This is a genomic window from Paucimonas lemoignei (assembly GCF_004342585.1).
Classification (GTDB): domain Bacteria; phylum Pseudomonadota; class Gammaproteobacteria; order Burkholderiales; family Burkholderiaceae_D; genus Paucimonas; species Paucimonas lemoignei.
The window spans coordinates 1-22,030 of the sequence record NZ_SLZQ01000012.1 but is presented as its reverse complement, the minus strand read 5'-3'; the positions used below and the strand labels follow the sequence as shown (position 1 = coordinate 22,030).

Here is a 22,030-nt window from a genome sequence, read left to right as displayed (position 1 = left end):
CATCGCAAGTTAAAACACTGCATGAAAATTGCTTAGCAAGCTTCACCTATCGATCAGTCACCTGAATTTCCATGGATCAGCCAAACAAAAGCATCGACCATCCTGAGCAGGGGCCGAATATCATGCGTAGCTTGTGGAACGTGATCGCGTTATATCGCGGGCGCGTGATATTTGCCCTGGTATTCCTGATCATGGCTAAAGTGGCGACCGTCGGCGTCCCGCTGATGCTCAAACGTATCGTCGATCATTTGTCGCGGCCGGAAACGATCCATACCCTGCCGATACTCATGCTTTCCGGCTACGCCATCCTGCGCTTTTCGAGCACCTTGTTTACCGAATTGCGCGACCTATTTTTTTCGCGCGTGACCCAGCACACGGTGGCGGAATTTGCGCAAAAGACTTTCAATCATCTGCATGAACTGGGAGCGAGCTTCCATGCACGTCGCCAGCTGGGTGGCCTCTTGCCCAATATCGATCGCGGCACTGCCGGCATTTCGTTTCTGCTCGGCGTGGGCCTGTTCACCCTGGTGCCGACCTTGATCGAGATCGGGATGGTGCTCGTCATCATGCTGGCGAACTACAGCGTCTGGTTCACGGCCATCATTGCCGTCACCTTTCTCCTGTATACCGGCTTTACCTTGTCGTTCACGCAGCGGCGGGCCATATTCCAGCGGCGCGTCAACCGGCTCGACACCACCGCCAAGAACCGCCTGGCAGACAGCCTGATGAACGCAGACGCGGTCAAGTATTTCACCAACGAGTCGCTGGAAGCCCGGCGTTTCGAGCGCATCATGGGACGCTGGGCGGATGCCGCCGTCTCGAATCAGAAGGCTCTCTTCATCCTGCACGTCGGCCAGAGCGGCATCATCGCCATCGGCGTGGCGTCCGTCATGCTGCTAGCCGGGCAAGGCGTGGCCACGCAACAGATGACGGTAGGCGACCTCGTGCTGATCAATGCGTATGTGATTCAAATCTGCCTTCCGCTGAATGCACTGGGCTTTGTCTATCGCGAAGTACGCGACGCGCTGATCAATGCCGAAAAGCTGCTTGAGCTTTTACGCGAGAAACCGGATGTCGTGGAGCCGCCGGGCTTGCCCGATCTGCAGCTTCGCAAGGCGGAAATCACTTTCGAGCATGTCGCCTTCCAGTACGATCCGGGCCGCCCCATCCTGCATGACGTCAGCTTCACCATCCCGGCGGGCACGACCATCGCCGTCGTAGGCGGCAGCGGTTCCGGCAAATCGACACTGGCGCGCCTGCTGCTGCGTTTCTACGATGTCGGCGCCGGCAGCATCAGGATCGATGGACAGGATATCCGCAACGTCAATACCGCCAGCCTGCGCCACATGATCGGCGTGGTGCCGCAGGATACGATCCTGTTCAACGATACCATTGCCTACAACATCGCCTATGGCCGCCCTACAGCGGCGCGCAGCGAAGTGATTGCCGCGGCAAAGGCGGCGCAAATCCATGACTTCATCAGTGCCCAGCCGCAGGGATACGATACGCCAGTCGGCGAACGCGGCGTCAAGATCTCCGGCGGCGAGAAACAGCGCATCGCGCTGGCACGGGCCATTCTGAAAAATCCGCCCATCCTGATCTTCGACGAAGCCACGTCGGCGCTCGATCTCGAATCCGAACGGGCCATCCAGGCCGAACTGGACCGGCTGGCGCGCAACCGCACCACGCTCGTCATCGCGCACCGCCTGTCGACGATCGTCGGGGCCGACCAAATCATCGTCATGGACCATGGGCATATCGTCGAACGAGGCACCCACGCTTCGCTCTTGCAGCAGAACGGCGCCTATGCGCGTCTATGGTATCTGCAGGAGCACGGCCTTCCTCTTGAAAAAGCCTGAAGGCTTTCTCGATTTGAGTTTCCTCAAAAGCGGCGATGGAATGCGAATTGCATCATTCCCGAGGTTTTGCGTTGACTCGCGAGTGCCAGTTTTCAGGCAAATGATTTCTTTCTTGCGCAGGAAGGAATAAACGAATGGCTTCCATGTCGAAAACCGCCGGGATGTACAAAAGTTTTCTTGATTTGCTGAACCTCAGAAAGGATGCTCCGCCCAATCCGGCTGGCAATGAAGCCAGGCTCCGCGCAGGCAATCGGAAAAATTTTCAAGAGCATAGTAGAGCCGCTCACGACCCCGGCAGCGTGTCGCCCATCCGTCCCGGCGCGGGCAATACGCAGATTTCCGTGGTCGTGCCGACATACAACAGGCCGGACTTGCTGGAGCGGTGCCTGCGCGCCCTTGCCGCGCAAGTATTCGATGCCACTCGCTTCGAAATCATCGTCGTCGACGACGGCCCGCATCAGGCCACGCGGGATGTGGCGGAAAAATGGATCAACCAGCTGAAGGTCACCGGGCCGCGCGTGATCTACATTCCCTCGGAAGGGCCGCATGGCCCCGCCGCCGCGCGCAATCGCGGCTGGCAGAGCGCAAGCGGCGCAGTCATCGCCTTCACCGACGACGACACCATTCCCTATCGCGACTGGCTGGCCAACGGTCTGGCTGCGTTCGATGGCAATGTGCAGGCGGCCTGGGGAAGAATCGTGATGCCATTCAGCGGCACGCCGACCGATTACGAACGCGATGCCAAGGGTCTGGAGACTGCCGAATTCGTCACGGCGAACTGCTTTTGCCTGAAACATGTGCTGGAAGAACTGGGCGGCTTCGACGAGCGATTCCAGCTCGCTTGGCGGGAGGATGCGGACCTGTACTTCCGCCTGCTGCAAGCCGATATCGCGATCGCCCATGTGCCGCAGGCAGTGGTGGAGCATCCCATCCGCCCGGCCCGCTGGGGCGTAAGCCTGTCGCAGCAAAAGAAGGTGCAGTTCGATGCCTTGCTATTCAAGAAGCACCGCGACCTGTACCGCAAGAAGATCCGCGCCAGGGCGCGCTGGGATTACTATGCCATCGTCATTTTCCTGCTCATGATGGTCGTGGCGCCGCTGGCCGGCAATTCATGGCTGGGTCTCGCAGCCGGTCTCGGCTGGCTTGCGCTCACCGGGCGGTTTTGCCTGCAACGGTTGCGCGGCACGATCCTGACGCCGTCACACGTCATGGAAATGATGGTGACCTCCGTCCTTATTCCTCCCCTGGCCGTGTTCTGGCGGCTGGTGGGGGTGATTCGCTTTCGGGTCGGTTTCGCATGATTTCGCCTGGAAGCCGCCAGTTGCCTCGACATCCACCATTTCCATGCCGGAGCATGATATGCGGAGAATGAAAATCCTGACGTGGCATACCCACGGCAGCTATCTGTACTACCTCACCCAGGCGCCGCACGACTTCTTCGTCGTGTCCAAGCCCGGACGTCCTCCCGGTTACGGCGGGCGCTGCGGGCATATCCCCTGGGGCGATAACGTGCATGATCTGCCGCTTGAGGAAGTCGCGCAACAGGAGTTCGACTGCATCATTTTCCAGGACGACCATCAGTACCTGGAAGACCAGCATCAGTACCTCAACGCGGCGCAGCGCCGCCTGCCGCGCATCTACATCGAGCACGATACGCCGCGCGAGCATCCGACCGACATGCGCCATCCGGTTGACGATCCCGCCGTGCTGCTGGTCCATGTCACGCACTTCAATGCCTTGATGTGGCATGGCCCCGGCATCAGGACGCGCGTGATTGAACATGGGGTATTGCCGCCGCAAGGCGTAAGCTACCAGGGCCATCTCGAGCGCGGCATTGTGGTCGTCAACAATATCGCGCGACGTGGCCGCCGGCTCGGCGGCGATATCTTTCAGCAGGTGCGCGAGCAGGTGTCGCTTGACCTGGTGGGAATGGGCGCCGAGGAAGCGGGAGGAATCGGCGAAGTGCTGCATGCCCAATTGCCGGCATTTTCCGCGCAATACCGGTTCTTCTTCAATCCCATCCGCTACACCAGCCTGGGGCTGGCGGTCATCGAAGCCATGATGGTCGGCATGCCGATCGTCGGCCTGGCGACCACGGAAATGGCGACGGTGATCGACAACGGCGTATCGGGCTTCGTCAACACGGATGTCGGCAAGCTGACCGGGCAAATGAAGTTGCTGCTGGCAGACCCGAAGCTGGCGCGCACCATGGGAGAGGCGGCGCGCCGATGCGCCATGGAGCGCTTTCACATCGAGCGCTTCGTCGCCGACTGGAATGCCGCGCTGAAGCTGGTTGCAGCTTAGGCTGCAGTTAGGAACATTCACCGATGAACAAGGCAGGAATCCCGCCTGGTTTTATACAGATTCGCAGCCCGGTGAATTCCTGTACCGGTGGCGCAACCGTACCGGTTAATGATCCTTGATTTTCTATCGACTATTTTCGCTTCTTGATCTTCGGGAGACGCCATGTCAGCATCAGCCAGCCATTTCATCGATCGTGCCACTGCCGAAGCCGCGGTTCGCTACAGCCTGCCTACCATAACCGAGGCGATGAAGGATAAAAAAGTGGGCGACAGCGGCTTTTTATACATCGTCGTGATGGACCCGGGGCGTCCGCCGCAATTGGCAAGTTTCGAGGAAGCCATCTTGTATGAGCACGCCATCGGCGACCGCGAGCGCTGGGATGCCGACTACGCCGCCTTTGCGCGCGCCAAAGCGCAGGTAGCCTGGAAAACCGGCATGAACAGCCATGCCGTGCAGGAGCTGTATCCGCATCTGCTTGGCGCAGGCGACACGCTCCTGTGGGGCAGCGTCGCCATGGATGGCATCGTGGTCGGCGTGAGCGGCCTTCACCCATGGTTCGACGAAGCCGTCGCGGGCACCATCGCCATGTGGTTGCGCGCATTGTCGAAGGTGCAGGCGCATGCCGCGCGCCGCGACAACCTGTTCATTCCAAAGGATTGATTCTGCCGCGAGACCGGCATTGCTGCGAGCCGTCCTGTTGGCATTGGCAGGCCGCCAAACAATCGTCGAATAAAAATGGTCGAATAAAGGTGGCCGAATAAAAGCACTTTACCGTTAAGCGGCGCTTTTCGCCTATGCCGGCTGCATCGCCAGGATATGATCGACCGCCTCCGCCAGGTCGGCACACACCACGGTATGGGGCGGCAGACCGCCCTTGGCTTGCGTCGTTTTCCCCTTCCCTGTCAGCACAAGATAAGGCGTACAGCCTTCAGCCACGCCTGCCTGCAAATCGCGCAGCGAATCGCCTACGGCCGGAACGCCTGCCAATGACTCCCCATAAGTCTGCGCGATCTGTTGAAACATGCCGGACTTCGGCTTGCGGCATAGACAGGCATCATCCGGCCCGTGCGGGCAAAACAGGATGTTGTCGATACGTGCGCCGACGCTTTCCGCCATCGCATGTAACTTTGCGTGGATCGCATCGAGCGTGACATGATCGAACAAGCCGCGCGCAATGCCGGACTGATTGCTGGCGACGATGACGTGATAGCCCGCCTGGTTCAGCCGCGCGATGGCTTCCAGCGAGCCGGTTATCGGCAGCCATTCTTCTGGAGACTTGATGAAGGCATCGGAGTCGTGGTTGATGACGCCGTCGCGGTCGAGGATCACCAGTTTCATCATATTCACTCGCAAATTCCCATCGCCTTACTGGCGCAGGCTGCTGCCGGCCTGCATCTTGTGGCTGTCTTGCAGCAGGCTCGCATGCTCGATCACCCGGGTCGTCGAATAGCCCTCGTGGAAATCAAGCGCCACGACTTTGCCGCCATACGATTGCACGGTGTCGTAGCCGACGATGTCTTCGACCGCGTAATCGCCGCCCTTCACCAGCACGTTGGGCAAGACCTTGCGGATCAAGCGCTCCGGCGTATCCTCGGCAAACCTGACTACCCAGTCGACGCATTTCATGCCAGCCAGTAAATTCATGCGGTCTTCGCAGCGATTGACCGGCCGCGACGGCCCTTTCAGACGCGACACCGAATCATCGTCATTCACGGCGACGATCAGCACGTCGCCCAAGCGCCGCGCCGCCTCGAGATAGCGCAGGTGGCCGACGTGGAGAATGTCAAAGCATCCATTGGTAAACACGATGCGCTTTCCGCTGGCCTTGGCGCTGCCGACACGCATCAGCAATTCCTGTTCGGATAGCACGGAAGCGGCGCATCCCTCGCCGATGTTCAGGGAATATTCCAGTTCGGCGGCGGACACCGTCGCGGTGCCGAACTTGCCGACGACGATGCCGGCTGCCAGATTGCCGAGCATGCAGGCGGATACCAAGTCCTTGCCGGATGCCAGCGCCGTGCCGACCGTGGCGATCACGGTATCGCCGGCGCCGGTGACGTCGAACACTTCGCGCGCCCTGGCCGGCAAATGCAATGGCGACCTGTCCGGAAGCAGGAGCGTCATGCCATGCTCGCTACGCGTGATGAGCAAAGCGCCGAGATCAAGATCGTCGCGCAATGCGATGCCCTTGCGCACCAGGTCGCTTTCATCCGCGCAGCGTCCGGCCACCGCTTCGAATTCGGACAGGTTCGGCGTGATCATGGTCGCGCCGGCATAGCGCCGGTAGTCCGTGCCCTTGGGGTCGACCAGCACCGGCTTTCCGGCGGCGCGGGCCGCTTCGATCAGCTCGGCCGCCATATTCAAGGTTCCCTTGCCGTAGTCTGACAGGATGACCGTGTCCATGTTGGGAAGCGCGCGCCGATACCTGTCCATCAGTTCGGCCTTGTCCTGTTCATCCGAAGCCAGCGGCGAATTCTCGAAGTCGAGTCGTAGCAACTGCTGATTGCGCGAGACAATGCGAAGCTTGGTGATGGTCGGGCTCGCGTCCGACACGACAAAGTCAGTCGCCACGCCCTGCTTGGCGGTCAGCTCCTGCAGCAGCCTGGCCTGGTCATCCTTTCCTACCACGCCAAGCAGCGTAACCCTCGCGCCAAGGCTGGCGGCATTGACGGCGACGTTGGCCGCGCCGCCCGGGCGCAGGTCGTCGCGATCGACATTCACGACCGGCACCGGCGCTTCCGGCGAAATCCGCGCCGTGCCGCCGAACCAGTAACGGTCCAGCATCACATCGCCGACCACGAGCACGCGCCCGAAATGCAAGCCCAGCGATGCGCTCAAATCCTGCACTGCCATGCGTTTCCTTTCCTAGGTTACCTATGCCAGTTCCAGCTTCAGTTCCACGAGCTCGACCAGAATGTGCAAAACCTTGATGTGCAATTCCTGCACACGGTCGGAAAACATCCCGACCGGCGTGGCGATGCAGATATCGGCCAGCTCGGCCAGGCTGCTTTCCGGCTTGCCGGTCAGGCCGATCACCGTCACGTCCTGCTCCCGTGCGGCCACGGCGGCATTGAGTATGGATGGGCTGGTGCCGCTGGTGCTGATCGCCAGCAGGCAATCGTGCGGCTTGCCGTGCGCTTCGACGAAGCGGGAGAAGACGAATTCGTAGCCGAAGTCGTTGGCGACGCAGGTCATGTGCGCGGGATCGCTGATGGAGACCGCCGCCAGTGCCTTGCGGTTTCGACGAAAGCGGCCGGAAAGCTCTTCGGCGAAATGAATGGCATCGCACATCGATCCGCCATTCCCGCACGACATGACCTTGCCGCCCGCGCGCAGCGATGCCGCCAGGGCATTGGCCGCCTGGTCGATATCGCGCAGCGTCCGTTCATTGGCAAGCAGGCTTTCCAACGCCGCATGTGCTTCCTGCAAGGAGTGTCTTACCACTTCAACCGTCATAAGGCACCTCTTGTTCGCATTGACTCGCAATGACTTGCATTGGCAATAAATCCCCGGCCGCCCTTCGCCAAAGCGGCCGGGGACCATCAACATAACAGGCTGGCGGCGCGATCACCATGCCGCCGCGCCGGTTACATGCGCTCGATCACACCATTGCTGATTCGAACCCGATCGCCAATGCGCAAGCTCGGCGTGGATTCCTGCACCAGGGTTTGAATCGTGCCATCGTCCATGCGCAAGGTAACGCGATATACCTGCGCCGCCTGGCCCTGGGTCCGGTTTTCGATGGCATGACCGGCCAGCGCGCCACCGGCTACACCGGCTACCGTCGCCGCGGTTCTGCCCGTGCCGCTGCCGACCTGATTGCCGAGTACGCCACCGACGACAGCGCCGGCGACCGTGCCGATGCCGATGCCACTACCCGCATTTTCACGCGGCACCATGTCGATGGCTTGCACGACGCCGTAGCCGGATGCGAGAGTCGCCGACTGGCTTGCAGCAGGATAGTTGGTCGTTCCCGGATAGGTTGACGTACGTGGATAGGTGGATGAGTTTGTACTGCATGCAACAAGGAAAACCAGCATGACACTACTGGCCAAGGCTGACAATTTTCTCTTAATCATGTTTATCTCCTGAGTCGTTATGCATACCCATACAGCGATCATGTCGACGCAGTATTCATGCCAGTTTCCTAAGATATAAAAATCACCGAAATTGTCGCGCGATTCCTGCATTGCAGAAGGCGGCAAAGAGAATTTTTTACCTTACCCGGTATGAATTACCCATGTGTACTAAATCACGCTCCATTCATTTCTTCCGACAGAAACGCGCGCCGACCATGTAAATGATGAGAAGCGCCGATTTTTAGCCAACTCTTGTTGTCAGTCGCATGCGCTTGGCCGCATTAGGTATAGCCTTTGCTTTAACCGTTGCATTCCTAACATACGCACGCACCAGCGCTACTGTCACCATGAGAAATCTTGCCCTCATCAGCGAGCATGCATCCCCACTGGCCACGATCGGCAGCATTGATAGCGGCGGGCAAAATGTCTATGTGGCGCATGTTGCCAGGCAGTTGGCGGCGCTCGGCATCCAGGTCGATGTGTTCACGCGACGCGACGACCCTGACCAGCCCATCGTCGTGGATTGGCATCCGGGCGTAAGGGTTATCCATGTTCCGGCGGGACCCGCCTGCTTTATCCCCAAGGAAGCCATGTTGCCCTACATGGGCGAATTCGCCGAGCGCATGATCGATTTCATCCGTGTCGAGAACATCGATTACGACCTCGTGCATGCCAACTTTTTCATGTCGGGCATGGTGGCCGCCGAACTCAAGCGCCGGCTCGGCCTGCCGTTTGTGATTACCTTCCATGCGCTCGGGCTGGTACGGCGCCAGTGCCAGGGCCAGGCCGATGGCTTTCCGGATCAGCGGTTTGCCGTCGAAGCGCAACTGATGCAGGAAGCGGACCGCGTCATAGCGGAATGCCCGCAAGACCTGGAAGACATGGAACAGCTTTACGGTGCCGACGGTGCAAGCATCGATATCGTGCCTTGCGGTTTCGACCCCGAAGAGCTTTCCCGGGTAAGCGTCAACGCGCGCGCCGAGCTTGGACTGGATCCGGACGAGTTCATCGTGCTGCAGCTCGGGCGCATGGTGCCGCGCAAGGGGGTCGATAATGTAGTACGCGCACTGGCCGCCATGAAATCGGAGTACGGCATTTGCGCCCGCCTGCTCATTGTCGGCGGCAACACGGCCGAGCCCGATCCGCAAGCCACGGCAGAAATCGGCAAGCTGATGCAACTGGCACAATCGCTCGGCATTTCGCAACAGGTCCAGTTCACCGGCCAGCGCCCGCGCTCAGTGCTGCGCTATTACTATAGCGCAGCGAATGTCTTTGTCACCACGCCCTGGTATGAACCCTTCGGCATCACGCCGATCGAGGCGATGGCGTGCGGCACGCCGGTTATCGGCTCGGCGGTCGGCGGCATCAAGCATACCGTCGTCGATGGCGTCACCGGCTACCTGGTGCCGCCCAACGCGCCCAAGGCGTTGGCGGAACGCCTGGCCTGGCTATATCGCCATCCACGGCTCGCCCAGCGTCTCGGCTGGGCCGGCATGCGGCGCGCCTATCAGCTCTACACGTGGCGCAACGTTGCCGCGCAACTGCTCAGCGTCTATGAGGAAGCCCTCAGCGACACCCCGGCTTACCTGATTCCATTGCAGGCAACCGATCACAACGCCATGCAGAATTCTCTGTAAGTCTGTATTCACCATTCAGGAGGATAGATTGGATACCTTGTCATCGGCTGCATCGGCCCAAGGCTCTGCGCGCAGCGGTTCCCTCGCTGGAAAGAATGTCTTCGTCACCGGCGGCGGCAGCGGACTCGGCGCAGCGCTGTGCCAGGTACTGACGGGCGCCGGTGCGACAGTCGTCGTCGGCGACATCCGCCAAGAAAACGCCGAACGAATCGCAGGCCTGCTGCGCGAAGAAGGCGCGCAGGTCCACGCGATGGCCTGCGACGTCGGCGACCCGGAGAGCGCCAGGCAGGCGATCGACAACGCGATCAGCGCCTGCGGCCGTCTCGATGTCCTGATCAATAATGCCGGCACCGATATCACCTGCTCCATCGATGAACTCGAATACGGCGACTGGGACAGGGTCATCCATACGAATCTGTACGGCCCATTCCTGATGTCGAAATACGCCGCCCGCCACATGCGCGAGCAAAAAGGCGGCGCCATCGTCAACATCGCCTCTACCGCCGCACGCCGGGCCTGGCCGAACGCGTCGGCCTACCACGCCAGCAAGTGGGGCGTGCTGGGGCTGTCGCATGCGCTGCACGCCGAGCTACGTCCGCACAATATCAAGGTTACCGCAGTCATCGCCGGCGGCATGCGCACGCCCTTCCTGCTCGACCGTTTCCCGGATATCGATATCTCGACGCTGCAGGACCCGCGCAATGTCGCGGAGGCGGTGCTTTCAGTCTTGCAATTGCCGGCGGAAACCGTGATACCCGAGATCATGGTGTTGCCGATGAAAGAGTCGTCATGGCCGTGATTTTTCGAATGGGTGCCGAATAATCATGCGCGCGGTATTCATTGACAAGGATGGCACGCTGGTCGACGACGTGCCCTATAACGTCGATCCGGCCCGCGTTTGCCTCAGCAGCGGCGCGGTAGCGTGCTTGCGCCTGCTGCGCCGGCAAGGGTTCAGGCTGTTCGTGGTGACCAACCAGCCGGGCGTGGCACGCGGTTATTTTGACGAGTCGGAGCTCATGCCGCTGTTCGACCATCTTCACCGTGTGCTCGATTGCCAGGACGTGGCGCCGGATGGCTATTATTATTGCCCGCATAGCCCGGACGGCGTGGTGCCGAAATATGCAATCGAATGCGAATGCAGAAAGCCCTTGCCCGGCATGCTCCTGCATGCGGCCGAAACACATGGCATCGACCTGTCGGCCTCATGGATGATCGGCGACATTCTCAATGATGTGGAATGCGGACGGCGCGCCGGCTGCAAGACCGTCCTGATCGACAATGGCAATGAAACGGAATGGCTCTGGTCGGACATGCGGCGCCCTCACCTGGTGGCGCCCGACCTGCATGCGGCAGCAACGATGATTTGCCAGTGCGAGCAAGCCAGATCTTCAATGAAAGTCCATAGCGACGCCGAGATATGACCCAGACTTCAGCCTGGAACACAGCAAGAAACATCCTCTGCATTCGGCTCGATCATATTGGCGATGTGCTGATGGCGACGCCTGCGCTCCGTGCTCTCAAGGAATCCTTTGCCGGATGTCGCCTCACCTTGCTGGCCGCGCCTGCAGGCGCCATCGTTTCCCGCCATATTCCGGAGGTCGACGACACCATCGAATACGCCGCGCCGTGGATGAAGAGCAGCACGCCGCACGATGTCGCTGATGACATCGACATGATCACGCTGCTGCGCGAGCGTCGGTTCGATGCCGCGATCATTTTCACGACATACAGCCAAAGTCCCCTGCCGGCCGCCATGCTGTGCATGCTGGCAGGCATTCCCCTGCGCCTGGCGCATTGCCGCGAGAACCCCTATCAGCTCCTGACTGACTGGATTCCGGACCCGGAACCGCGGCAAGCCATCCGCCATGAAGTCAGACGCCAGCTTGACCTGGTCGCCGCTGTCGGCGCGCAGACAGGCAATGAGCGCCTGTCCTTCGCGCTGCATCCTGACGACCTCATCTGGGCAAGCGCGCAACTGGAGGCGCGCGATATCGACCGCAGCCAGCCCTGGATTCTGCTCCATCCCGGCAGCACGGCGCAATCACGCCGCTACCCGGCCGAACACTGGGCTCATGCCGCAGCAGAATTGAGCCGGCGACTCTCATGCAATCTCGTCTTTTCCGGCAGCGTAGGAGAAGCGGCGCTGGTTGCCGGCATCATCGAGCATGTGCGCAGCCTGCGCCCCGGCGCGCGCGCTCACAACTTCGCCGGCAAAGCCACGCTCGGTCAGCTTGCCGCCATCATGTCCCAAGCCTCGCTCCTCATCACCAACAACACCGGGCCGGCCCATCTGGCAGCGGCGCTCGGCAAGCCTGTCGTGGACCTGTATGCCCTGACCAATCCGCAGCACACGCCCTGGAAGACGCCGAACCGCGTGCTGTACCAGGATGTGCCTTGCCGGTTTTGCTACAAGAGCGTTTGCCCGCAAGGGCATCACCGCTGCCTTAGCGATGTCGAACCGGCGCGCGTGGTCAATGCCGCGCTCGAACTGTTGCGCGACGACCCGATGACGCTGCCGCAGGATATGCAGGACAGCCCGCCCCTGGCGCAATCCCTGCCCGCCTGAGCTGCGCGCCGCTGACGGTGGCGCCTTACAGGAAATAAGCCCACATGCGCGCCAGGCTCTCGCGGACGCGTTCCCCCAATCCGCGCTTATCCCAGGCGGCGGTGTCGATATTGACCGATGCCGCTACATCATCCGCGAACATGCTCTCCATTTGTCCGCCAAATTCCTTGCCCAGCACGATGGCATTGACTTCATCGTTATGCAGGAAGCTGCGGAAGTCGATGTTGCTCGACCCGACGGTGGACCACACGCCATCGACTACCGCCGTCTTGGCATGCAGCAGCGCATCCCTGCGCTCATATATGCGCACGCCGGCCGCAAGCAATTCCTCGTAGTAGGAACGGCCGGCGTACTGGGAGATCCAGACATCGCTGACGCCCGGCAGCACCAGCTGCACATCCACGCCCCGGCGCACTGCGTCCTTCAGCGCTTCCACGGTCTGGCGATCCGGCACGAAATAGGCGGAGGTAATGTAAATAGTCTTTTCCGCATGGGCAATGGCCGATAGCAGCTCGACGTAGATCAGGTTGATATCATCGCCGGGCGTGCTTCCCAGAATCCGCAAGACCGTATCGCCGCGACGCTCAATGCGGGGATAGTATTTTTTTTCAGCCAGCGTGTCGCACCCCTGACGCCGCCAGCTATCGATGAACAAGTCCTGGAATGCCTTGACTGCCGGGCCGCGCACCTCGATCTGCGTATCCCGCCAAGGTTGCGGAGCGCCGGTTCGCTTCTTCCTCACCGCCGAACTGCTGGAATACACGCTGCTGATATTGATTCCCCCGGTATAACCAAGCTCGCCGTCGACGATGAGCAGCTTGCGATGGTCACGGTTATTCAGAGTAAAGGGATTGCCGCGCAAGGGATTCAGCGGATTGAATTCGCAGACATTGATGCCGGCTTGGCGTAATTGCTGAAAGAATGCCGGCCGGGTCGACAGGCTGCCGAGGCTGTCGTACATCACGTTGACTTGCACTCCCTGGCGCTGTTTTTCCGCCAGCAGCCTTCCCAATTTTTCGCCGACGCCCTCTTCGTCAAAAATGTAAGTCTCCAGATTGACATGGTCCCTGGCGCTGCGAATGGCATCGAACATGGCGCGATAGGTCGCGGAACCGTCCACCAGCAGGTTCACGGCATTGCCGGTCCAGAGCGGTTCCGGGCTAATCGATTGCATGAAATCAAGGTGACGCTTCAGCAGGTCCGTCTTGCCTTCCTGCTGAAGCTGCAGCCGCCGGATAATTTCTGCGCTGCGTTGCGGCGACAGCACGCCACGCTGCCCGACGACCGGCGGCGTGGTGCCGCGCACTCCAGGCTGACCGAGTGACGCGAGTTCGGGCAGGCTTGCGCAAGCCGCCAGCATCGCGAGCAAAGTTGCGGAAAGAAGGAGAGAAAAACTGTAACGCTCGTTAAGCTTCATGAGATTCAATGTTTTTACGCAACCTGAATATTCCTTAGCAATTTTCGTGCTCACAACATGTGACGGAATTCATTACTTCCGATTCATGTCGCTGTAAAAATTATCTGCACTTCGGTAAATTTTTCCTGGATTACTGTCACTCACCAAGCACAGGGCAGTAATCATTGAAATCACGGCACAAATAAATATGCGTGGCACATGCTTTGCACGGAAAATGGCTTTGCCGCTTCAAGGAGAATCTCATGGCTAAAAAATCCAGCGCCACTTCCCAATCGCACGATGCGCTTGAACTGCTGAAAGCAGACCACAAGCACGTTCTGCAGCTATTCGCGGAATTCGAAAAAATGGATAAGGAAGACGAGGATGCCAGGCGAGAATTGGTGGAGAGAGTATGCAACCAGTTGACGGTCCACGCCGAGATTGAAGAAGAACTGTTCTACCCCGCCTTGCGCGATGTCGTGGATGAACAGGACCTTCTCAACGAGGCGCAGGTCGAGCACGACATGGCCAAGCAACTGATCGCCGACCTCGAATCGATGGAACCGGACGAAGACCTCTACGATGCCAAATTCACGGTGCTCGGCGAATATGTCAGGCACCATGTCGAGGAAGAGGAAAAGGAAATCTTCGCTCGGGCGAAAAAAGCCAAGCTGGATCTCGATACGATTGGCGCCGACATGTTCGACCGCAAGAAGGAATTGATGGCCGAATTCGGCATGGATATCGATGAAGAAATGATGCAGGATGCGCAGATCGGCGAGAAAAAATCATCCGGGAAGGCGGCTCGTCATCCGCGTGCCCATTGAAGGTCGTGCGCGTAAAGAAGCGCCGATAATCGCGGCGCTTCTTTTTTGCGGCTTTTCAGGCTATTCCGAGAGATAGTTCAATCGGCCAGGACTGCCTGCCACGATTCATTCAACCGCTTTCTCACCCCATGCTTATACGTATGGACTCGTATCGATGGCCAAGTCAGATATCAGCTCTCTCAACCACTTTACCCGTCAGCCGTTAATGATCTCGCCGCCATTCGGATGCAGGACCTGACCCGTCATGTAGGACGCTCCTTCGCTGGCAAGGAAGACATAACTGGGCGCCACTTCGTCCGGCTGCCCCGGTCGTTCCAGCGGCGTGTCCTGGCCAAATTTCGCCACTTGTTCATCGGTGAAGCTGGCAGGAATCAGCGGTGTCCAGATCGGCCCCGGCGCCACGGCGTTGACGTGAATGCCGCGCTTGACCAGCTGCAGCGCCAGCGAACGCGTGAAGGCCACGATGGCGCCCTTGGTGGAACCATAGTCGAGCAGATGATTGGTGCCGCGATAGGCAGTCACGGAGGTGGTATTGATGATACGAGCGCCCTCCTTCAGATGAGGCAGCGCCGCCTTGACGACATAGAACATCGAAAAGATATTGGTGCGGAAGGTGCGCTCGAGCTGCTCGACACTGATATCTTCGATGCTGCCCTGCTGGTGCTGTTCTGCCGCATTGTTGACGACGATATCGAGCTTGCCGAATTTCGCCACGGTGTCACGGACGATGCGCTCGCAAAAGGCCGGATCGCCGATATCGCCTGCCATCGTGATGCACTCTCGCCCGCAATCCATGATCTTCTGCCGCGTTTCCTCGGCATCGTCATGCTCGTCTAGATAGGCAATGGCAATGTGCGCGCCTTCTTTGGCGAAGGCAATCGCCACCGCCTTGCCGATGCCGCTGTCGCCGCCGCTGATCAATGCCACTTTGTCTTTCAGCTTGTCACTGCCGACATAGTTTTCCATGGAAGATGCCGGCCCCGGCTGCATCGGCTGTTCCAGTCCGGGCTGTCGATCCTGGTGTTGCGGAGGGAGAGAAGGTTTTTGCTGCGCCATGGGCATTCCTTATGGGTGAATGAACATGCCGGATAAGCAGCAGCTTCCATGCCAATGGCAAATGGGGGCAACAGGCTGTCTTGGGCTTCGGGCTCATGGCTCGAGAGTCGGGGCTCGGGCGCAGGACCTTGGTTTGGCAATTGGATTTGAGACCTGTGCTGACGCCAGACCAAGCGTTACAACTCCAGGGAATCCAGGTTACACATTAAACAGATCCCCCGCACCAGCCTACGCCGCCAGCGCAGGCATGCGGTCAATCGCGTCCAGCAGCAAACGTGGATCGCCCGTCGCCAGCCGCTTCGAATCGGACAAAGTCTGACGGAATTGACGCGCCCCCGGCACGCCAGTCATCAAGCCGAGCATGTGACGCGTGATGCTATTCATGCGCAACCCGCTTCCATTGGCGCCAAAGCGATCCAGCTGATCCCGAATGTAGGGCAGCATGGCTAGCACGATTTCCGCGCGGGACTTTATCGGCGCGGAATCGCCATAGTAGCGCGCATCGAAAGACGCCATCACATAAGGATTGTGGTAAGCCTCGCGCCCGAGCATCACGCCATCGACGTGCTGCAAGTGCGTATCGATTTCCTCGATCGTCTTGATGCCGCCATTGATCAGGATTTCCAGCTCGGGAAAATCCTGCTTCAACCGATAGGCATAGTCATACTTCAGCGGCGGAATCTCACGGTTTTCCTTCGGGCTCAAGCCTTTCAGAATCGCATTACGCGCATGCACGATGAACGTGCGGCATCCCGCCTGCGCGATCGTGCCGACAAAATCGCGCACGAAGTCATAAGAAGACACGTCATCAATGCCGATGCGATGCTTGACCGTGACATCGATCGACACCGCGTCGCGCATGGCCTTGACGCAATCCGCCACCAGAGAAGCTTCATTCATCAGGCAAGCGCCGAAAGCGCCCTTCTGCACCCGTTCCGAAGGACAGCCGCAATTGAGGTTGATTTCATCGTATCCCCACTGCTCGCCCAGCTTTGCGCATTTCGCCAGATCGTCCGGCTCGCTGCCGCCGAGCTGCAAAGCGAGCGGATGCTCCGCCTCGTTGTAATGAAGATGGCGCTCGACATCTCCATAAATCAGTGCGCCGGTCGTCACCATCTCGGTGTACAGCCAGGTATGGCGCGTAATCTGGCGATGAAACACGCGGCAATGGCGATCGGTCCAGTCCATCATCGGCGCAACCGATAAACGGCGGGACGGGAGAGTTTTGGTCATTTCTGCTATTGAAAGGATTGCAGCTGCGACAGTAAATGCAGCAAAGCTCGAAGTATACGGAAAATTCGTCCAACCGGCTCGCCGGCCGACGTACTATGATGGCGATATTGACCACGAATCGATGGAGGCCTGTGCCATGCCCGATACGCCCCAAGCACGCGATACCAGTCATTTTTGGATGCCCTTTACAGCCAATCGGCAATTCAAGAGCAATCCGCGCATGCTGGTTTCCGCTTCCGGCATGTATTACTACACCGATGACGGACGCCAGATTCTCGACGGCACGGCCGGTCTCTGGTGCGTCAATGCCGGCCACTGTCATCCCAAAATTACCGAAGCAATCCGGCGCCAGGCGGGCGAACTCGATTATGCTCCGGCATTCCAGATGGGCCATCCGCAGGCTTTTGAAGCTGCCAGCGCACTGGCCAGCATTGCTCCCGCCGGGTTGAACCGCGTCTTTTTCTGCAATGACGGTTCCGAAGCGGTCGATACCGCCCTGAAGATTGCCCTTGCTTACCATCGTGTGCGCGGCGACGGCCTGCGTCATCGCCTGATCGGTCGCGAACGTGCCTATCATGGCGTCGGCTTCGGCGGCATCTCGGTCGGCGGCATTGCCGGCAATCGCAAGCATTTCGGCTCGGCCCTGGCAGCGGTGGACCACTTGCGCCACCCGCTGGATATGGCGCGCAATGCCTTTACGCGCGGCCTGCCGCAGCAAGGCGCCGAACTGGCCGATGAACTGGACACGCGCCTGCTGTCTCTGCACGACCCTTCCACCGTGGCAGCCGTCATCGTCGAGCCGATCCAGGGTTCGACCGGCGTGATCCTGCCGCCTGTCGGCTACCTGCAGAAGCTACGCACGATCTGCGACAACTACGGCATCCTGCTGATCTTTGATGAGGTCATTACCGGATTCGGCCGCCTTGGCACGGCGTTCGGCGCGGACTATTTCGGCGTCGTGCCCGACATGATCACCTGCGCCAAAGGCTTGACCAATGCCGCCGTGCCGATGGGCGCCGTGCTGGTGCGCCAGGACATTCACGATGCATTCATGGACGCCGCACCAGAGAATGCCATTGAATTCTTTCACGGCTATACCTATACCGCGCATCCGCTGGCCGCCGCAGCGGCGATCGCCGCGATCGATGTCTATACCAGCGAAGGCTTGTTCACGCAGGCGGCGACGATGGCGCCACTGTTTGAAGAAGCCGCGCACAGCCTCAAGGGACTGCCCTATGTGAAAGACATTCGCAATCTCGGACTGGTATGCGGCATCGAACTGGAAAGCATCCCGGGCAAACCGACGACGAGAGCTTTCGATATTTTCCTGAAATGCTTTTGGGAGAAGAATATCCTGATCCGCACAACCGGCGACATCATTGCCCTATCGCCGCCCCTGATTATCAATCGCGCGCAAATCGAGCAATTATTCGAAGGCTTGGGAGACGTGCTGCGAAATATATGACCTTTCCATCACCACAGAACTGTTGCCAATTTTAATTGCCTGATTGCTCAAACTTCCCTTGATTTACATTGTCTACCTGATTCCCAGTCGTATCGCCAATCAACGGAGGATGAAGAATGGAAACAGTGGAAAAATCTTGTGAAGTTAATGTTCCAGTCAACACGGCATACAATCAATGGACCCAGTTCGAAGACTTCCCGAAATTCATGGAAGGGGTCAAGGAAGTCCGGCAGCTGGATGACACGCACCTGCATTGGCATGCCGAAATTGCTGGCAAAGACAAGGAATGGGATGCCCAGATCACGGAGCAAATTCCAGACAAGCGTATTGCCTGGCGCAGCACCAGCGGCGCCCCCAATGGCGGCGTGGTCACCTTCCATCGAATTGACGACAACACTACCCGTATCATGCTGCAGATGGATTACGAGCCGGAAGGCGTGGTGGAAAATGTCGGCAATGCCATGGGTGTCTTCACGCGGCGTGTCGAAGGCGATCTGGAACGCTTCAAGGAATTCATCGAATCGCGCGGCCAGGAAACTGGCGCATGGCGCGGCCAGGTAAACCAGCCGGGCAGCATCCAGCAGCCACGCACCTGAGCTGTTAGGTGATCTGTTGAATAGACCTTCAAGGCATCAGCCTTAAAAATAAAGCCCCCGCATTTTTCAATACGGGGGCTTTCTTACATCTGGAGCCAATCAGGCTTATGCGGCTTCGCGCGAAGCCTTCTTGCGCTCATGCTCCTTCAGGAAGCGCTTGCGCAGGCGAATGCTCTTCGGCGTGATCTCGACCAGTTCATCGTCCTCGATGAATTCGACTGCGTATTCCAGGCTCATCTGGATCGGCGGCACCAGGCGCACTGCTTCGTCGGTACCGGAAGCACGCACGTTGGTCAACTGCTTGCCCTTGATCGGGTTAACCACCAGGTCGTTGTCGCGCGAGTGAATGCCGATGATCATGCCTTCGTACACCGGAGTGTTGTGTTCGACGAACATGCGGCCGCGGTCCTGCAGCTTCCACAGTGCGTAGGCGACCGCCTGGCCATCATCCTGCGAAATCAGCACGCCGTTGCGGCGGCCGGCCAGATCGCCCTTGCTGGTATCGACCGGCGCATAAGCGTCGAACACGTGGCTCATCAGGCCGGTGCCGCGGGTCAGCGTCATGAATTCCGACTGGAAGCCGATCAGACCGCGCGCCGGAATACGGTATTCCAGGCGCACACGGCCTTTGCCGTCCGGTTCCATGTTCTGCAGGTCGCCACGACGACGGCCCAGCTCTTCCATCACGCCGCCCTGGTGGGCGTCTTCCACGTCCACCGTCAGGTTTTCATACGGCTCGCACTTGACGCCGTCGATTTCCTTGAACACCACGCGCGGACGCGACACGGCCAGCTCGTAGCCTTCACGGCGCATGTTTTCCAGCAGGATGGTCAGGTGCAGTTCGCCACGCCCTGCCACTTCAAAAGTCGTATCATCGCCGGTGTCGGTCACGCGCAGCGCCACGTTCGACTTCAGCTCGCGCTCGAGGCGGTCGCGGATCTGGCGGGATGTGACAAACTTGCCTTCACGGCCAGCCAGAGGCGAGTTATTGACCAGGAAGTTCATGGTCAGTGTCGGCTCGTCGACGGTCAGCATTGGCAGCGCATCAGGAGTATCCGGCGCACACACGGTGGAACCAATGCCGATTTCCTCGATACCATTGATCAGCACGATGTCGCCAGCCAGCGCTTCATCGACCAGTTCACGCTCCAGGCCCTTGAATTTCAATACCTGGTTGATGCGTGCCTTGATCGGCGTGGAATCCGGGCCGTTCATCACCACCACATCCTGCAGCGCTTTCACGCGGCCGCGCTTGATACGGCCGATGCCGATCTTGCCGACGTAAGAAGAATAATCGAGCGAGGAAATCTGCAACTGCAGCGGACCGTCCGGATCATCGTCGCGCACCGGCACGTGTTCCAGTACCGCGTCGAACAAGGGCTTCATATCGCCGTCGCGCACGTCCGGGGTCAAGCCGGCGTAACCGTTCAGGCCCGAGGCATACACCACCGGGAAGTCCAGCTGCTCTTCGGTCGCGCCCAGCTTGTCGAACAATTCGAACGTCGCATTGATGACCCAGTCCGGACGCGCACCCGGGCGGTCGATCTTGTTGATCACAACGATCGGTTTCAGGCCCAGCGCCAGCGCCTTGCGGGTCACAAAACGGGTCTGCGGCATCGGGCCTTCGACCGAATCCACCAGCAGCAGCACCGAATCCACCATCGACAGCACGCGCTCGACCTCGCCGCCGAAGTCGGCGTGGCCCGGGGTATCGATGATGTTGATGTGGGTGCCGTTGTATTCGACCGCGCAATTCTTCGACAGGATGGTGATGCCGCGTTCCTTTTCCAGGTCATTGGAATCCATGACACGGGTATCGACTTGCTGGTTTTCACGGAAGGTGCCGGATTGACGCAGCAACTGGTCGACCATAGTGGTCTTGCCGTGGTCAACGTGGGCAATGATGGCGATATTGCGTAGGGCGCGTTTGGTGTTGGACATGTTCGCTCGGATCGTTAATGTACGGGCCCGAAAATTCGGGAAACCCAAAATTATAGCATGCTGCGCTGCAGAGGATTAAGAAAAGCCTTGTTTTTCAATGGCTTGCCGGACTTACAGTCTGGCGCGGCAGACGATAGGTGAAAGGATCAAGCGCACAGACAACAATGTTTCCCGGAAGGTTCCGCTTGGGGCCGCCTTTCCATTGGGAAATGAGATCTTCCCTAACAGAACAATTGCAAAAACTGCAATTTTGTTTTATCTTTTCAATTGATAAAAATACAACCCCATCTCCGAGACAATCCATGTCCGCTCAACTACCCGGTATAGCCAGTCTGATTGACCGCATTGCCGCTTTCAGCGCCGACACGCGCCTGTACGAGCTGGACACACCTCTCGGCGCCGATGCCTTGCTAGTTGAAAGCTGGGTGGGACGCGAAGAATTGTCGAGCTTGTATGAGTGGCATGTCACTTGCCTCTCAACCGATTGCCACCTCGAACTCAAAAGCCTGCTCGCACAGCAAGTCAGCCTTTACACGACACTGGCCGATGGCACGCGCAGCCGCCGCAGCGGCTGGGTGTCGGAGGTCGCCCAGCTTGGCGCCGATGGCGGACTGGCGCGCTACCGCTTAACGCTCGTACCCTGGTTGTGGCTGGCCACGCAACGCCGCACATCGCGCGTCTTTCAGGATGTCTCTGTCCTGCAAATCGTCGAAACAGTATTGTCTGCGGATGCCCCACGCAACAACTGGCGCATTACGCCCGAAGCGCAAGACTTCATCGATAACCTGCGCCCGCGCAGCTATTGCTGCCAGTACCGCGAGTCCGACTATACCTTCCTGACGCGCATACTGACCGAGGAAGGCATCGGCTTTTATTTCGAGGAAGACGAGGACGATGGCGCGCCATCGAGGCAGCGCCTGGTGCTGTTTGCCGACTCGGTTGCCTCGCTTGCCGAAGACTATTCATCGCAACATGCCAATGGCGGGCGCGGCATTCGCTTCCATCGCGACGCGGCGGTCGAAGTTCAGGACACGATCCAGCAACTTGGCTGTGAACGCCTGTCGCAACCCG

20 protein-coding genes are annotated in these 22,030 nt (G+C 59.2%); 12 read left to right on the top strand and 8 right to left on the bottom strand.

Annotation, left to right across the window (positions count from 1 at the left end):
* Window positions 1–71 precede the first annotated feature (71 nt).
* The 4 genes from EDC30_RS15635 (at window position 72) to EDC30_RS15620 (ending at window position 4,823) form a co-directional block, all read left to right on the top strand.
* Window positions 72–1,859 carry an ABCB family ABC transporter ATP-binding protein/permease gene (locus EDC30_RS15635; protein WP_132259792.1) on the top strand — a complete coding sequence of 596 codons (1,788 nt, stop codon included), beginning with the start codon at window positions 72–74 and terminating at the stop codon, window positions 1,857–1,859.
* A 134-nt stretch (window positions 1,860–1,993) separates the two neighbouring features.
* A complete protein-coding gene (locus EDC30_RS15630; RefSeq protein WP_243656812.1) occupies window positions 1,994–3,160 on the top strand; it encodes a glycosyltransferase family 2 protein in 1,167 nt (388 codons plus the stop codon).
* 58 nt (window positions 3,161–3,218) lie between these two features.
* A complete protein-coding gene (locus EDC30_RS15625; RefSeq protein WP_132259791.1) occupies window positions 3,219–4,163 on the top strand; it encodes a glycosyltransferase family 4 protein in 945 nt (314 codons plus the stop codon).
* A 162-nt stretch (window positions 4,164–4,325) separates the two neighbouring features.
* Window positions 4,326–4,823, top strand: a complete 498-nt coding sequence (locus EDC30_RS15620; RefSeq protein WP_132259790.1) for a heme-degrading domain-containing protein — start codon at window positions 4,326–4,328, stop codon at window positions 4,821–4,823.
* Between the two features lie 132 nt (window positions 4,824–4,955).
* On the opposite strand, the gene gmhB is transcribed toward EDC30_RS15620, so the two are convergent.
* The 4 genes from gmhB to EDC30_RS15600 form a co-directional block, all read right to left on the bottom strand.
* The gene (gmhB, locus tag EDC30_RS15615; RefSeq protein ID WP_132259873.1) at window positions 4,956–5,501 is read right to left on the bottom strand and encodes a D-glycero-beta-D-manno-heptose 1,7-bisphosphate 7-phosphatase; all 546 of its coding nucleotides are present in this window, start codon (window positions 5,499–5,501) and stop codon (window positions 4,956–4,958) included.
* 27 nt (window positions 5,502–5,528) lie between these two features.
* Window positions 5,529–7,016, bottom strand: coding sequence for a bifunctional D-glycero-beta-D-manno-heptose-7-phosphate kinase/D-glycero-beta-D-manno-heptose 1-phosphate adenylyltransferase HldE (hldE, locus tag EDC30_RS15610; protein WP_132259789.1), 1,488 nt, complete (start codon window positions 7,014–7,016; stop codon window positions 5,529–5,531).
* A gap of 21 nt (window positions 7,017–7,037) precedes the next feature.
* Window positions 7,038–7,619 (bottom strand): SIS domain-containing protein, encoded by a 582-nt coding sequence (locus EDC30_RS15605; protein ID WP_132259788.1) that lies wholly within the window; start codon window positions 7,617–7,619, stop codon window positions 7,038–7,040.
* Window positions 7,620–7,750: 131 nt separating this feature from the next.
* Window positions 7,751–8,242 (bottom strand): outer membrane lipoprotein, encoded by a 492-nt coding sequence (locus tag EDC30_RS15600; protein ID WP_165973850.1) that lies wholly within the window; start codon window positions 8,240–8,242, stop codon window positions 7,751–7,753.
* A 347-nt stretch (window positions 8,243–8,589) separates the two neighbouring features.
* On the opposite strand from EDC30_RS15600, the gene EDC30_RS15595 reads away from it, so the two are divergent.
* The 4 genes from EDC30_RS15595 to waaF are packed head-to-tail and all read left to right on the top strand — an operon-like array spanning window position 8,590 to window position 12,445.
* Window positions 8,590–9,879, top strand: coding sequence for a glycosyltransferase family 4 protein (locus tag EDC30_RS15595; RefSeq protein WP_132259786.1), 1,290 nt, complete (start codon window positions 8,590–8,592; stop codon window positions 9,877–9,879).
* Between the two features lie 37 nt (window positions 9,880–9,916).
* Entirely contained in the window at window positions 9,917–10,678 is a 762-nt protein-coding gene (locus tag EDC30_RS15590) for an SDR family oxidoreductase (RefSeq protein ID WP_132259872.1), read from the top strand.
* Window positions 10,679–10,703: 25 nt separating this feature from the next.
* Window positions 10,704–11,300, top strand: coding sequence for a D-glycero-alpha-D-manno-heptose-1,7-bisphosphate 7-phosphatase (locus EDC30_RS15585; protein WP_207907303.1), 597 nt, complete (start codon window positions 10,704–10,706; stop codon window positions 11,298–11,300).
* A complete protein-coding gene (waaF, locus tag EDC30_RS15580) occupies window positions 11,297–12,445 on the top strand; it encodes a lipopolysaccharide heptosyltransferase II (protein ID WP_132259784.1) in 1,149 nt (382 codons plus the stop codon). Before EDC30_RS15585 ends, waaF begins: the two co-directional genes overlap by 4 nt.
* A gap of 25 nt (window positions 12,446–12,470) precedes the next feature.
* Here the strand turns inward: waaF and cls are convergent, their stop codons facing one another.
* A complete protein-coding gene (gene cls, locus EDC30_RS15575; RefSeq protein ID WP_132259783.1) occupies window positions 12,471–13,862 on the bottom strand; it encodes a cardiolipin synthase in 1,392 nt (463 codons plus the stop codon).
* A gap of 242 nt (window positions 13,863–14,104) precedes the next feature.
* On the opposite strand from cls, the gene EDC30_RS15570 reads away from it, so the two are divergent.
* Complete coding sequence (locus EDC30_RS15570) at window positions 14,105–14,668, top strand: hemerythrin domain-containing protein (RefSeq protein ID WP_132259782.1); 564 nt, start codon at window positions 14,105–14,107, stop codon at window positions 14,666–14,668.
* Window positions 14,669–14,863: 195 nt separating this feature from the next.
* Here the strand turns inward: EDC30_RS15570 and EDC30_RS15565 are convergent, their stop codons facing one another.
* Together EDC30_RS15565 and dusA are read right to left on the bottom strand one after the other, a co-directional pair.
* Window positions 14,864–15,724: an SDR family oxidoreductase gene (locus tag EDC30_RS15565; protein ID WP_132259781.1), complete on the bottom strand. Its 861-nt coding sequence runs from the start codon at window positions 15,722–15,724 to the stop codon at window positions 14,864–14,866.
* 228 nt (window positions 15,725–15,952) lie between these two features.
* Window positions 15,953–16,957, bottom strand: a complete 1,005-nt coding sequence (gene dusA, locus EDC30_RS15560) for a tRNA dihydrouridine(20/20a) synthase DusA (RefSeq protein ID WP_132259780.1) — start codon at window positions 16,955–16,957, stop codon at window positions 15,953–15,955.
* 136 nt (window positions 16,958–17,093) lie between these two features.
* Between dusA and aptA the strand changes: the two genes are divergently transcribed.
* Together aptA and EDC30_RS15550 are read left to right on the top strand one after the other, a co-directional pair.
* Window positions 17,094–18,422, top strand: a complete 1,329-nt coding sequence (aptA, locus tag EDC30_RS15555) for an omega-aminotransferase AptA (protein ID WP_132259779.1) — start codon at window positions 17,094–17,096, stop codon at window positions 18,420–18,422.
* Between the two features lie 116 nt (window positions 18,423–18,538).
* Window positions 18,539–19,018 (top strand): SRPBCC family protein, encoded by a 480-nt coding sequence (locus EDC30_RS15550; RefSeq protein ID WP_132259778.1) that lies wholly within the window; start codon window positions 18,539–18,541, stop codon window positions 19,016–19,018.
* 105 nt (window positions 19,019–19,123) lie between these two features.
* Here EDC30_RS15550 and typA read toward each other — a convergent pair whose 3' ends face one another.
* Window positions 19,124–20,959, bottom strand: coding sequence for a translational GTPase TypA (typA, locus tag EDC30_RS15545; RefSeq protein WP_132259777.1), 1,836 nt, complete (start codon window positions 20,957–20,959; stop codon window positions 19,124–19,126).
* Window positions 20,960–21,261: 302 nt separating this feature from the next.
* Between typA and EDC30_RS15540 the strand changes: the two genes are divergently transcribed.
* Window positions 21,262–22,030, top strand: a 769-nt coding sequence (locus EDC30_RS15540) for a type VI secretion system Vgr family protein (protein WP_165973849.1), incomplete at its 3' end; no start/stop codon positions are given.

Excerpts from the sequence above, each read along its gene's own strand:
- EDC30_RS15635 (WP_132259792.1), top strand. The coding sequence starts at position 72 with ATGGATCAGCCAAACAAAAGCATCGACCATCCTGAGCAGGGGCCGAAT.
- EDC30_RS15630 (WP_243656812.1), top strand. The coding sequence starts at position 1,994 with ATGGCTTCCATGTCGAAAACCGCCGGGATGTACAAAAGTTTTCTTGAT.
- EDC30_RS15625 (WP_132259791.1), top strand. The coding sequence starts at position 3,219 with ATGCGGAGAATGAAAATCCTGACGTGGCATACCCACGGCAGCTATCTG.
- EDC30_RS15620 (WP_132259790.1), top strand. The coding sequence starts at position 4,326 with ATGTCAGCATCAGCCAGCCATTTCATCGATCGTGCCACTGCCGAAGCC.
- gmhB (WP_132259873.1), bottom strand. The coding sequence starts at position 5,501 with ATGAAACTGGTGATCCTCGACCGCGACGGCGTCATCAACCACGACTCC.
- hldE (WP_132259789.1), bottom strand. The coding sequence starts at position 7,016 with ATGGCAGTGCAGGATTTGAGCGCATCGCTGGGCTTGCATTTCGGGCGC.
- EDC30_RS15605 (WP_132259788.1), bottom strand. The coding sequence starts at position 7,619 with ATGACGGTTGAAGTGGTAAGACACTCCTTGCAGGAAGCACATGCGGCG.
- EDC30_RS15600 (WP_165973850.1), bottom strand. The coding sequence starts at position 8,242 with ATGATTAAGAGAAAATTGTCAGCCTTGGCCAGTAGTGTCATGCTGGTT.
- EDC30_RS15595 (WP_132259786.1), top strand. The coding sequence starts at position 8,590 with ATGAGAAATCTTGCCCTCATCAGCGAGCATGCATCCCCACTGGCCACG.
- EDC30_RS15585 (WP_207907303.1), top strand. The coding sequence starts at position 10,704 with ATGCGCGCGGTATTCATTGACAAGGATGGCACGCTGGTCGACGACGTG.
- waaF (WP_132259784.1), top strand. The coding sequence starts at position 11,297 with ATGACCCAGACTTCAGCCTGGAACACAGCAAGAAACATCCTCTGCATT.
- cls (WP_132259783.1), bottom strand. The coding sequence starts at position 13,862 with ATGAAGCTTAACGAGCGTTACAGTTTTTCTCTCCTTCTTTCCGCAACT.
- EDC30_RS15570 (WP_132259782.1), top strand. The coding sequence starts at position 14,105 with ATGGCTAAAAAATCCAGCGCCACTTCCCAATCGCACGATGCGCTTGAA.
- EDC30_RS15565 (WP_132259781.1), bottom strand. The coding sequence starts at position 15,724 with ATGGCGCAGCAAAAACCTTCTCTCCCTCCGCAACACCAGGATCGACAG.
- dusA (WP_132259780.1), bottom strand. The coding sequence starts at position 16,957 with ATGACCAAAACTCTCCCGTCCCGCCGTTTATCGGTTGCGCCGATGATG.
- aptA (WP_132259779.1), top strand. The coding sequence starts at position 17,094 with ATGCCCGATACGCCCCAAGCACGCGATACCAGTCATTTTTGGATGCCC.
- EDC30_RS15550 (WP_132259778.1), top strand. The coding sequence starts at position 18,539 with ATGGAAACAGTGGAAAAATCTTGTGAAGTTAATGTTCCAGTCAACACG.
- typA (WP_132259777.1), bottom strand. The coding sequence starts at position 20,959 with ATGTCCAACACCAAACGCGCCCTACGCAATATCGCCATCATTGCCCAC.